This window comes from Roseibium aestuarii (assembly GCF_008477545.1).
GTDB lineage: Bacteria > Pseudomonadota > Alphaproteobacteria > Rhizobiales > Stappiaceae > Roseibium > Roseibium aestuarii.
Map to the genome: position 1 here is coordinate 208,462 of NZ_VORA01000004.1, position 13,167 is coordinate 221,628.

Sequence of the window (13,167 nt, forward strand, 5' to 3'; positions counted from 1 at the left end):
TGCCCGGGAGAGCAGGGGCCTCTCGGCCCCTGCTCTGTCAACGGGGGTTACTTGACGCCGTAGGCGGCCGGATCGATGTCGCCGTAGATCTCGGACATGGCAAGGCTGGTCAGCGCGTCCTCATCCGTGAGGTCCACGTCGGCCAGCAGTTTGGTCCACTTGTCCATCGTGGCGGTGAAGCCATCGATAACCTCATGGGCATTGGAAAGGCCGTAGGTCGTGGTTGTCTTGTCGTAGATGCCTTCCAGGGTCTTCGCGCGGAAAGCCTCGACCGAGGCCTTGAGATCAGCTTCCGGCTCGAAGACTTCGCCACCCTTTGCGGTTGCCGTTTCGAGGGCCGCGTCTGCCTGGGCGGTATACTTGATGATGAGGCGGGCCATGGAGCGGGCGGATGCTTCCATCAGGACCTTGCGCTCTTCAGGGCTCAGGCTTGCCCAGAAGCTCGGGTTGTAGCCCCAGTTCGGCCCGGACCAGTACATGCCGGTCGGCAGCAGGGTGGTGTATTTCGCCACTTCCAGAAGCGAACGATCGACCAGGTCATTGGCAGCATTGGTGGCGCAGTCCAGCGTGCCACGCTCCATGCCGGTGTACATTTCCGAAGATGGAACGTTGACCGGGATGCCACCGGCCTCTTCGACCCATGCGGAGACGGCGGACCCGGCGGTACGGATGCGCTTGCCCTTCAGTTCTTCCAGATTGCGCACCGGCTTGGAGCACATGAGGATGTAGGGCGGGGTTGCATAGGCGCCGAGGTACACGACGCCCTGTTGCTCCCATTCGGCCTGCTGGGTGGCGTTGTGCAGGGAAAAGTCCGCAACGGCGAAGATGGCTGCGACCGGATCGGAATAGTTGAAGCCCAGTTCCTGCACCGCGTTTGCGACCGGCAGGTCGGACGGGGTGTAGATGGCTGCGTGATGACCGACCTGAACGACGTTGTCGCGGATACCCTGCAGCGCTGCACGCGGGGCCAGCAGGACAGTACCGGTAAAGACCTGCGGGTTGAGGTCTCCCTTCGACAGGTCCTTCACGATCTCGGCCCATTCGACATAGCCGTATTTGGCCAGCGGATGCTGCGCATCATAGAAGGTGTTGACAATGAAGTCCTTGGCGAGTGCCGGCGTCGTCATCATGCCTGCCAGCAGGGTGGTCATCAGAAACTTTTTCATGTGTCCTCTCAGGATTGGTCAGCGGGTGTTATGGGGCCCCCGCTAGGGAAGTCTTCTATTGGCCGGTGCTCAGAGATTTGCGGCTTTCTTTATGGCGTTCCCGCCCTTCATGATCAGAGGCATGTGGGCACCCTGATTGGTCAGAAGGTCCAGGTTTTTCAGGGGGTTCCCGTCAACCGCGATGATGTCGGCATGGGCGCCGGGAACAATCGTGCCGATCTCGCCTTCCATTCGCAGCACCTTTGCCGCATCGACCGTGGCAGAACGGATGACCGCGTCGGCGGGGATGTATCGGCCGCGCAGAGGGAATTCGCCGGACTGTTCGGTCTGCATTCCCCCCAGGAGGTCGGAGCCATAGCCCATGGTCACGCCGGCTTCATGCAGCTTGACGAGACGCTCCAGGCCGGCCTCGCGCACGTCCGCGACCTTGGCGACCGATTCCGGCGGCAGGCCGAACTCGGCGCCCTTGCGGGCCAAAAGGTCGTAGGTGATGTTCGTCGGAACGACGACAGCGCCTTCGCGGGCCACGCGAAGGATGGTGTCATCACCGATGAGGTTGCCGTGTTCGATGCAGGTGATGCCGCAATCGAGCGCGCGGACAATTGCCCGGTCGTCGTACAGATGGGCAGAAACATAGGTACCGAAGCCATTGGCGACTTCCACGAGTGCCGTGAGTTCTTCGACCGAAAAGACCAGATATCCGATGGGATCGGAGGGCGACGACACGCCGCCATCAGCCATGACCTTGATGAACTGGGCGCCACCCTTGAGTTCTTCACGCGCGGCGCGCATGAGCTCCGTCTTGCCGTCACAGAGCCGGCCCAGGGTGCCGAGCGCTTGCGCGTACCAGGAAACGTCACGGTTGTCGTAGGGGCCGCGATAATCCGTATGACCGCCCGTCTGGGACAGGGCCTTGCCGCAGATGACCAGGCGCGGGGCAAGAAAATGTCCTTCTTCCACCGCCTGCTGCAGCCCACGGTCGGCGCCGCCAAGATCACGAACGGTGGTAAAGCCGCGCATGATCATGTTTCTCATCAGCGTGGAGGCCCGGGCAGCGACCAGCGAGGAGGGAAGAGCGGCATTGAGACCGAGATTGGCTGTGGAGGCGATGGTGTGGACGTGGCAGTCGATCAGGCCGGGCATGACCGTCAGGCCCTTCAGGTCCAGTTCTTCCTCGGCCTTGAAGGAAATCTCGGGAGCGACCTCGCGGATCCGCCCATCCTCGATCGCGATATGCATCGGATCGGTCGGTTCCGGGGAGGTCCCGTCCACGATACGAGCGTTCCTAATCAGCAGCGTCGTCATTTCATTCTTCCATCTTGGGGTCAGATCAGCGCGGGGAGCGGCACTGCGCGATGCGTTTCACTTCGGTCTTGCACCACCGGGGAGCGATCACGTCGGGCAGCAACCAGCCGGTCCGGACGCGGGCAGAGGCGGGTTCCGCAGCACACGCAAGGGAACCGTTCAGGGATCGGGCAATGTCCCGGGGCTTGATGAGAGCGGATCACTCGAGCCTCAGGACTGCTTGAGATATGCGCGGGACAGCGCCTCGCCTGCTGCGACGCAGGTTGGTGTCGCACCACGGCCCGGGGCCGCGACAGTGCAAGGAAGCGTTTTGATCCTCATCCGGTTATCCTTTTGGCGCGCACATCACAGACGTCCCTCACGTGCCTGCTCTTTCGCCGCCACGACCGTCACTGCGGCAACATACAAACAGGATTGTTCGTATCATGCAATCAGAACTGTTCGTAATTCAATATCCGGAGTGCCCAAAAATTATCCCTTTGCCGGCAAAAAAATCCGGCAAGCCTTGCTTCTGCGTCACCAGGCCCTTGAGACAAAATAGTTTTTGGTAATGGCGCTGAATGTCAGGGAGCCGGACAAATGCCGGGCCGGCCCCGGGGGGCGAGGCCATGGGGGCCAGGGGCAGCCCAGGGGAGCATCCGGGGCACCCTTGATCAGATCTTGCTTGCGATCCGTTTCCAGAGATCGATCAGCTGACTGGCGGTCTTGGGGTCGGCGTCGAAGCTCTGGTGCATCGCGATCCCGCGCAGAACCGAAAGGTGCAGCTGCACCTTCAGATCGGCTTCCGCATCATCCGGATTTCCGCCGACCAGCTGAACCGTGATCCGGTCGCGCTTGCGGATCCAGGTCACGAGTATGTCCCGCAGGACGTGGCCGAGCTCATTGTCCTGCCGGGCGGCCAGCATCAGCTCCATGGCGGCGATGTAGCGCCCATCCGAGAAGATGTTGGTCCACAGCGCGTCAATGAGCTCGTCGACAGACAGCTGATCCTTTGCCGGATCCAGTCCGAAGGGATAGCCGTCGCGCCATTCGCCGATCAGCTTTTCGAAAGCTGCCACCAGCATGTCATTGCGGGTTGGAAACTGATGGGTGAGGGCGCCGCGCGAAACGCGCGCCCTGCGCGCGATCAGAGTTGTCGAGATCTGCTCGTAGCCCACCTCCAGGAGAGCCTGCAGCGTTGCTTCGCAGACTTTCTCGCGCGTTTCCTGCGAGCGTTCGGCTTGCGTGCGCCGCGGACGTGCAACTGAGCCAGATGTGGTCTCGACCTTCATGCCTGATTCCGTGTCAATCAAGTTGCGGACAGACTTAACTGATCCCGCGCGTCTTGCAACCGACGCCTGCGCAAATACTCTACGAAGGCCGCAACTGGTTTTTGCAGGATCTATTCGGGTTTAGGGTCGACAAGCCATGCCGGGTTGCCGCGGATTTTGCATGGCGCAGCTGAATATTTGCGACCAGCTCACGAAGTCCATGACGCCGGGCTGGTTGCTGCGGTCTCTCCTGTGCGCTGGGGTCTCTCCTGTGCGCTGGATGCGCGGCAATGACCGGGATCTGTGTCAGGACCCGTGAGGCGCTGGGCGTCGAATGGCGTGTCCGAGGCAGCGGCCGGCCTGGCTGGCGCGGCCACATGGCTTGGGCGTAGGGAAAACAGTTGCCGTGCGGGGCTGAGTGTGGGGGCGGAAAATCGAGGCCCGGAAAAGCCTGATAAAATCAAAGGCTTGAAAATAAGAATGGCGGAGGGGATGGGCCTGTAAACCAACCTTCTCCAGTATAAGCCATTGATTTATATACAAACGGTCCGGGCCCCGCGATACCTCACTGCATGAATGGCGTCGCTCTCGACACCTGCGTCGCTGAACGAGGGAGGCGATGCTCTCGTAATCTGTTGCCGCTCCCCATCTCTCACGGCTAGTCTGCCAAAAAGGGTGAGGGCGTGCGGGAACAGCCTACGCAGACGTTTCCATTAAGGTATTTGAGGCGTGCATGGATGTTCGCAACCAGGAATCCGATCTAAAGCAACTGGCAGAGTTCGTTCATGAGGAATGCCAGAAGCGCCTTAAGGCCTACGAAGCACAGCCGCGTGACGCGGCCGAGCATTTCGAGACCGAGAACGAAGTCCTGTCAGGCGGATACGCCTATCGACAGTTGTACGAACTGGTGCAGAACGCTGCCGACGCGATCCTCGAGGCCGCGGAGCCCCAAGGGCGGATCCATGTCCGTCTCTCCCCCAATCGGTTGGAGGCAGCCAATACCGGCGCCGCCCTGGATGAACCGGGAATTGTGGCGCTTCTTAATGCCCGCAGCTCCCCCAAGCGCGGCAATCAGATTGGACGGTTTGGTATCGGGTTCAAGTCGCTGCTCAAGCTGGGCGGTCGCGTTGACCTGACATCCAGATCTGTAGGTCTGCGCTTCGACCCCGAAGCCTGCCGTGATCGGATTCGTCGACATCTTGGTCTTGCCAAGGATGCCCCCGCGCCCGGCATGCGGCTTGCCGAGGTGCTTGATCCCGCCGCCGAAAGTAGCCCGCTATCAGAAGCGAGCAGATGGAACTGGGCAACCACCGTCGTTTCAGCGGAAATTGCGGATGAGACCGCGTTCGAGCGACTGAGCCAGGAGATTGCAGATTTCCCGGCCGAGTTTCTGCTATTCCTGCCCTCGGCAATCTCCCTCGAGCTGGAAGTGGAAGGTGCTGCACCCCGTCTCTTGACCAAGCGGCTTGAAGACGGGCTCGCGGTTGTGAGCGACGGAACCAACGAGGCCCGATGGAAGGTCTTCGAGGCGTCGGTAAAGGTCGACAGCCCCGCCGCGCGCTCCGACGCAACACACATCCAGGCGAGGGAACAAGTTCCACTATCGTGGGCGGTGCCGGTCGGTGGTCGCGAACAAGCTGGTCGCTTCTGGGCGTTCTTCCCGACAGAAACGCAAAGCCGCACTTCGGGCATCCTCAACGCACCGTGGAAACTCAACAGTGACAGGACCAACCTGATCCGAGGTCCATGGAACGAAGCGATCATGCAAGCCGCGGCCGACCTGATAAGTGGCTCTCTCACGGCGCTGTCGACACCCGAGGACTGTGGGGCCGCCGTAAGTGCGTTCCCGCGTCAACCGGAACGGCAGGACGAAATCGCCGTGCCACTCATTCGGTCTCTCTGGGACCAGATCGTTTCGTCTGAAGTGTTGGCTGACGTGAATGGCATCCCGCGCAGTCCAAGCCAGCTCCTGCGGCATTTCGTTGAGGACACGGAGATCTGCAGATCGTGGGCTGGCCTTGCGAGTGCGGATGCGCGGGAGAGTTACCTGCATCCAGACTGCTATTCGACCGAGGCAAGGCTATCGCGGTTGAATGCCCTCGTCACGGAAGCAAAGCGCCGGGACATGCGGGTCCTGGCGAAGTCGCCCGCCGCCAAATGGCTCAACTGCATAGCGAACACCGATCTTCCATTAGCAAAACAGGCGCTTTCGTTCGTCGGCAGCCTCTTGCAGGACAAGTTCACCCACGGACTGTTCAGCGTTCCCGAAGCACGCCTGATACCCACCGCCGATGGGGGGCTGGCCACTCCTTCGGAAGCAGTGATTGTATTCGGATCCACACCGCCCGCAGGCTTTCTAGCAGTTGCCGATGGAATTTCTTCGGACGATGAGGCCCGAGAAATCCTCGTCAATCTGATGAATGTGACCGAACTGGAATCTGCCTCGTGGTCCGACATTCTCGAAGCCTCGCTGACGACCGCGGAGGTCTCGGATGGGCCGGAAGACTGGGAGAACTTCTGGCACAACATCGCCTCTGCGCCTCAGGAAGCGAGGCAGGAATACATTGATGAGCTTGATCCGGAGCGAATCAAATTCCGCGCAGTATCCGGAATTTGGACAAGCCGGAGCCTGTTGATCGTACGGCAGACTCCATCGGGATTTCCCGAGGATCATGCCATGGACCCGCAATTTCGGCAGCAGATCGAAACCACAGTCCCATCGGACTGGCTGTCGGAGTTCCCCAGTATCGAGGAGTCCGCGGACCGCGACGATCCGGACTTCAAAGACTATCTCCGCTTGTTGAGCCCCGGCTTCGATGAGATTTGCAGGGAGCACTCCGGAAGCACGCCGCGATACTTACCCAAGTTCTCGAGCTACTCGATCCGCATGCCGTCAGGGTGGCGGCTGCTTCCGGTGCTGCCTACGGCAAGTTCCGCACAGCTGAGTCGGATGCTGCTGGGAGAGATCGCGCAATTTGCCGAAAATGCGTCTAAGGTGACGATCGTACATCCGACACGTGCGGACGCCTACCCGAAGGTGACGGCACCGCATCCGGCCTATTTCTGGCTGACGGAGCATGGACGCATACGCGTCGGCAACCTCGTAGTGCCGCTAAAGTGCATCCCCCCCGAACTTGCTGACATCCTGGCTGAGGCTGAAGTCCAGGGGTTCAAGGCTGTTGAAGGCTTTTTCCGCGCCAGAGATGCTGAGACGGACTTGGGATCTCGCTTCGCCTGGCGCAGGGCCAAACTCACGCGTGAGGCAACCGCGCGTTTCTGGGAGCAAGTCTTCACTTCAGTTTCGGAGAGAAAAAAGGACTTCAAGGCTCTGCGGCCGGTGTGGGAGACGGCACATGCTGACGGTGCCATTCCAGGCACCTTGCCCAGCGCCGACGGCGCTCTCCCGCTGTCGGAAATCTATGTGACCGCCGATGAGAGCGTCGGGCACGATCTCGACGATGGCAGGATAATCTTGTTGTCCGAGGATGTGGCTTCGGCATGGGTGGCAGCCGGCGCGATGGAGCTTGGCGCCGGGCCGTCGATCTCATTCGAGAAGCGTCTATCGGCGCCGTCGCACCTCCTCGACCTTTTCCCGGAGTTGGCTGCAGCGCAGGAAGACTCCGAGGTGTTGGGAACGATCCCGGCCGTCTGGGTCAGCGGCCTTGAAGAAAGTGTCGGGCCTTTCAGGCGAGCGGTGACAGTCGGTATGGACGCCGACGGCGCATTCCTCATCGACCGTGAGCAGTTCGGCAGTCGCGGCTGGAAGGAAGGTGTTGAACTGCTGCTTCGCTGCCTCGCGCGCCATGGGATCATTCAAGATGGCGCAGATCTGGAAGAAATCCTTTCCCGAATAATGGATCGCAGGTCAGACGAGGCGCGAAAGGCAGTTCGAGATGAGAAGTCGCTTGAGCTCAGATTGCTGAAAGCGATTGGTGGTGACATCGAGACCCTGCTCGGAACTCTGACCCCTGCTACCCGTCAAGCCGTAGAGAAACATGTCGATCCGGAGAACCTCGCCCGGTTGGCGCTGGCGGTCCACGGACCGACGTTGCTCAGCAGACTGAGAGATGCACTTGAGCTTAGGGGGCTTGCGCCTCCTAAACGTTGGGGTGGGGAACAAGCTCGGGTCTTTGTGCAAGAGCTTGGCTTTCCGATCGAGTTTGCCGCCTCGGTCGGAGGCCGCAGAGACGCAGAACTGTCCGTCAGTGGGCCAATTCACCTGCCACCACTCCACGACTACCAGGAAGACATCCTGACGAGCATTGGCGCGCTTCTAAACACAGGCGCAGGTCGCCGCCGAGCTGTGGTCAGCCTGCCCACAGGCGGCGGCAAGACGCGCGTCGCTGCTGAGGCTGTCGTGCGGCTGGTCTTGCAGGGCAATGGGCGTCGAACTGCACTCTGGATAGCTCAGACTGATGAGCTGTGCGAGCAGGCAGTCCAGTGCTTTCGCCAGCTCTGGGTCAATGTGGGGGAGCCCGGCGAAGACCTCCGCATCGTGCGGCTATGGGGCGGTCAGCGAAACCCTTCGCCGCCGGAAGGCGATGAACCAACCGTGGTAATTGCGAGCATCCAGACCTTGAACAGCCGTAGTGGTCGTCCCGAACTGGCATGGGTCGCCCAATCCGGGATCATCATCATCGATGAGTGCCATCACGCGATAACCTCTAGCTACACGGACCTTTTGCGTTGGCTTGATGTTCAGGTCGGCAGCGAGCGAGCGCGCGAGCGTGAAGCGCCCGTTCTGGGCCTAAGTGCTACGCCATGGCGCGGGTACAACGAGGACGAGTCGGAACGGCTTGCAGCGCGTTTTGACCGTCGCTGGTTTCCGTCCGACCAGGCTGGCCTTCACGACAAGCTCTCCGAAATGGGGGTGCTCGCGGACCGGAGCTATCGCCCACTTCGCTACGACAGGCCGATTACACTGACCGAGCGCGAACAGGAGCACGTCGATACCTTTGGAGAACTTCCCGACAGCGTCGTGGACCGGATGGGTGAAGATTCAGATAGGAATGATCTGATCATCGATGCCATCGTGAACAGCAAGGCGGAGTCCATCCTCCTGTTCGCCAACTCTGTCGCGCACGCGCAGTACCTTGCGGCGAGACTCCATCTTGCTGGTTGCCCTGCAGCCGCTGTCAGCGGTCAGACGGACCGGCTTGCGAGGCAGCATTTCACACGACGGTTCCGTGCCGGCGATCTACGGGTAATCTGCAATCACAGCGTCCTGACTACCGGCTTCGATGCTCCAAAGGCTGACATGGTCCTGATCTCAAGACCGGTCTTCAGCCCCGTACTCTACATGCAGATGGTTGGTCGGGGCCTCAGAGGACCGGCGAACGGCGGTACCAGTCATTGCGAGATCATGACCGTTGAAGACAACATCATTAATTTCAAAGACCGGCTCGCCTATCACTTCTGCAGGCGCTTTTTTGATACTTGAAGCAGCGCGCGAGTGCCCTGCAGGAAGGAATGCCAATGATCGCCGGAGCAAGACGCTTGCCCACCATGCACGTTTCTGTACGAGTGCCATGGCACGACAGTCGTTGGGCGGGTAAGATCTGCGCCAATCCTCGGGGAAACACATCCTGCTTGATCCTGCCAAGAGTGGCGGAAACCAAGGATGACGATTTCGAAACGAGTGTTGCGGGAGCCAATTGGGATACTGAGGGCGTTCGGCTACCGGCATGCGCCGCAGAACGCGGAGCGTTTATGGCACCCTTTGGTTATACGCGTAGGGTCCGCCACCCGTATAGCCACGATCCCAGATACAAGCATTTTCAGGAAAGCGGATTTCATCATGCGGCCTTCTCGGCGGCGGCTGTTCCCTTCGCCTGGATGATGAAGAATTCGGACGACGGAATCCCCGACCGGGCCAAGGCCTATAAAATCAACTTCCGACCCGAATTCGAGCCAGACCTCGAATTCGATAAGCTCTGGGTTCAGGAACGCCAGAACCAGCTTGCGATGCTCGACACGTTCTTCGGCGCCATCACACCCGAGGAGTCCCTTATATTCTTCTACGCAAAGCGCACGCCGCTGACGGATGACGGGCGGCGGGTCATTGTCGGTGTAGGTCGAGTTCTCAAGGTCGACCCCTCCGTCGAGTACATTTACGAGAAGGGCGCACCGTCGGATGCGATGCGCTGTGTCTTGTGGGAGCGCAATCTGCACCACTCGATCCGGCCAGAGATCAAGGACGGCTTTCTCCTTCCCTACCACGACCTGATCGATCTGGCCGCAAAAGACCCGAGCATCGATTTGTCCAGTCTTGTCCTCCACGCACCCGAAGAACACTGGGACGCTTTCTCGATGGGTGCCGAGCATGTGACACATGACCAGGCGATCACGGTTCTGCTCGCCTGCGCGTCGCTATTGGAGCGGCTGGAAAAGGTGGTGCCTGGCAACTGGTCTGCCGCTCGGGGCTGGGTCGACACTCAGCTCAACCGAATCTGGCGCCTTCGGGGTGCCTTTCCCGGGCTTGGCTCCGCGCTCACAGCGTTCGGATTGACTCACGGCACCCTCGTCGCCCACGCCATTGGTCAAGAGCTGCATGCAGACGGATCTCAGGAGGTGCGCGATCCTTGGCCGCTTGTCGAAAAGGTGCTTCACGAGCCGAACATACTCACTCCCGATTTGGCAGCGACAATCGGTTCAACGGCGGCAAAACTCTGGGACAGCCTGAAGCCAGAACGGCGGGCGCTGCTGAAGCTCCTCGCCAGGTTCGAGATCACTGCCGATCAGGCGAGCCGATGGTTCGTAACCGAAGAACGCAAAAGAGCAGGCATTACGGCGTCTGACGCAGAAATTCTGGCAAACCCGTATCTTTGCTTCGAAGACGACCGCGGACGTATAGACCCGATCTCTGCTTCAGTGGTCGATCGCGGATTGTTCCCCGAAGCGACGGTTGCGGCATCGGTGCCTGTACCTGATCCCTCTCGCTGCTCGGAAGCCATTGATCCCCGTCGCGGCCGGGCCTTAATGATCAACACGCTTGATCGAGCCGCGACCGAGGGGCACACGCTACTACCTCAATCTTGGCTGGTGCAACGGGTCCGCGATCTCGACATTTCGCCACAATGCGCGATCGGCGCCGATTGGATCGACGCATTTGACCCGTTCTTGAAGGCAAGGCTCGTCATCGCAAAGATGGCTGATGGCAAGCCGGCATGGCAACTCCAGAAGTTTTCTCAGGCACGCGACATCATCTCAGCACGTGTGAAACGGCGCCTCGCGGGCAAGCGACATGCCGGGGAGCACGATTGGCGAGCCCTAATCGATCAGCAGCTTCCGCCGTTTGCCGACGCGAAAGACCCCGAGACGGAAGAGCTTGCGCGGGTCGAAAAAGCCAATGCGCTAGGTGAGATCTACCGGTCTCGGTTTTCGGTTTTGATCGGGCCTGCTGGGACCGGCAAGACGAGCCTGTTGACTGCCCTCCTGTCGATGCCTTCGGTCGCCGCCGGTGGGGTCCTCCTGCTCGCCCCAACCGGCAAAGCGCGGGTTCAGATGCAGAAGCGGGCCAACAATGCGCAGGCCTACACACTCGCGCAATTTTTGTTGGCACTCGGACGCTATGATCCGCTTACCGGATCCTACCGCATTACCGACGACGCAAACCGCGAGCGGGGCTTCAAGACTGTCGTCATCGATGAGTGCTCGATGCTGACAGAAGACCAGTTGTCGGCCACCCTTGATGCGATAGAGACAACAGCCGTCGAGCGACTGATTTTGGTGGGCGATCCGAGGCAACTCCCGCCAATCGGTGCAGGCCGTCCTTTTGTCGATATCGTCCGCTACTTGAAGGACAACCATGCCAACGCAAATAGCCAAGCACCGGCCGGATATGCAGAACTGAAGATCGTTCGTCGTCAGACCGAGCATTCGGTTGCGGCAGGAGAGCTGCCAGCGGCTCGTGACGACATCATCTTGTCGCGGTGGTTTGGGGGAGAGGCTCCCGATCCCGGAGCTGATGAGGCCTGGGATCGTCTGGCCAGCGGCAAGTCGACTGGCATCAGAGCTGTTCGCTGGGAAGGCGACACCGATCTCCAGACGAAGCTTCTTGCCGAAATCAAGGTGGCGACGAGGGCCATTTCGCACAGGCAAGGCTTTGACGACGAGCGGGAGGACGCCGCTTTCGAGATTAGCCTGGGCGGCAGACCATACAATGAGGCGATCTACTTCAACCTGTCACGTTCGGAAGAAGACCCCGAGGGCATCGAACGCCGACGTGGTGGAGGCGCCGACGCTGAATCTTGGCAGATACTGTCACCGGTGCGCGCTGGCGAGACCGGAGTAGACGGTTTGAATAGATGGCTTCAGAAGTCCTTCCGACGGCAAGCGCGTGCTTGGGCCGAGCCAGAAAAATATTGGGAGCGAAAGACCTGCAAGCCGTTGGGCGCACAAGGCGTCCTTTACGGCGACAAAGTGATCAATGTCGCCAACGCGAGGCGGTATGACGTGTATCCAAAAATGGAGAAGGCCGATCTCGCCAACGGCGAGATCGGAATCGTTGTGGGCCAGTTCAAGGGGAGAAGTTGGAAACCGAAAGGGCTCCCCTGGAAGATTGAAGTCGAATTCTCTTCGCAGCTCGGTTTCAAATTTGGTTTTGGAAGCGGTGATTTCGGCGATGAAGGCGACGCGCCTTTGGAACTCGCTTATGCATTGACTATCCATAAGGCCCAGGGCAGCGAATTTGGTACGACTTTCATCGTTATCCCGAATCCCTGCCGGCTTCTGTCACGTGAACTGCTCTACACGGCACTGACGCGCCAACGTGAAGAGGTCGTCCTCTTTCACCAAGGCGACCTTAGAGCACTCCTGAAGCTGTCTTTATCCGAGCATTCCGAGACCGCCCGTCGGCTGACCAATCTGTTTTCCGATCCCAAGCCTGTCGAGTATGTCGGGTCCTTCCTCGAAGAGGGCCTCATTCACCGCACCACCCGCGGCGAGCTGGTGCGCTCAAAATCGGAGGTGATTATTGCCAATCTACTTCACGGTCTTGGGATCACGTACGCGTACGAACAACCGTTTACCGGGCAGGACGGCAGCGTTCGATATCCTGACTTCACGATCGAAGACGCTGAGACTGGTCGGCGTGTCTTTCTGGAGCACCTTGGGCTGCTGTCTGAGCCGGCATATCGACGTCGGTGGCTAGCGAAGCTGGATTGGTATCGCTCTCAGGGGGTGTTGCCGGAAGAAGAGGGAGAAGGAGACGCAGGAATCCTCGTGACGACCACTGAAGAGAAAGGCATCGACTCCGCGGATATTGAGCTACGGCTGCGCACGCTGTTAGGGCTATAGAGGGTTATGCGTTAGCGGCACGACAGAGCTTGCTCCCGCATCACGCCGTAGTCCGCCAGCATCTCCGCGATGGCGGACCCCTTCGGCAACAGAACCAGCTCGTCGGCCGCCCGCGTTTGAAACTCCCGGCCATACTCGACCACAGGCGG

Annotated in this window: 5 protein-coding genes; 2 read left to right on the forward strand and 3 right to left on the reverse strand. The window is 60.0% G+C overall.

Annotated elements, in window-relative coordinates:
• Positions 1 to 47: 47 nt before the first annotated feature.
• From FR728_RS15335 to FR728_RS15345, 3 genes are all read right to left on the reverse strand, one after another.
• Positions 48 to 1,166: a C4-dicarboxylate TRAP transporter substrate-binding protein gene (locus FR728_RS15335; protein WP_149893605.1), complete on the reverse strand. Its 1,119-nt coding sequence runs from the start codon at positions 1,164 to 1,166 to the stop codon at positions 48 to 50.
• Between the two features lie 69 nt (positions 1,167 to 1,235).
• A complete protein-coding gene (locus FR728_RS15340) occupies positions 1,236 to 2,471 on the reverse strand; it encodes a metal-dependent hydrolase family protein (protein ID WP_149893606.1) in 1,236 nt (411 codons plus the stop codon).
• A 653-nt stretch (positions 2,472 to 3,124) separates the two neighbouring features.
• Entirely contained in the window at positions 3,125 to 3,742 is a 618-nt protein-coding gene (locus FR728_RS15345) for a TetR/AcrR family transcriptional regulator (RefSeq protein ID WP_149893607.1), read from the reverse strand.
• A gap of 712 nt (positions 3,743 to 4,454) precedes the next feature.
• On the opposite strand from FR728_RS15345, the gene FR728_RS15350 reads away from it, so the two are divergent.
• A complete protein-coding gene (locus FR728_RS15350; protein ID WP_149893608.1) occupies positions 4,455 to 9,161 on the forward strand; it encodes a DEAD/DEAH box helicase in 4,707 nt (1,568 codons plus the stop codon).
• A 269-nt stretch (positions 9,162 to 9,430) separates the two neighbouring features.
• The gene (locus FR728_RS15355; protein ID WP_188318927.1) at positions 9,431 to 13,018 is read left to right on the forward strand and encodes an AAA family ATPase; all 3,588 of its coding nucleotides are present in this window, start codon (positions 9,431 to 9,433) and stop codon (positions 13,016 to 13,018) included.
• Positions 13,019 to 13,167 lie beyond the last annotated feature (149 nt).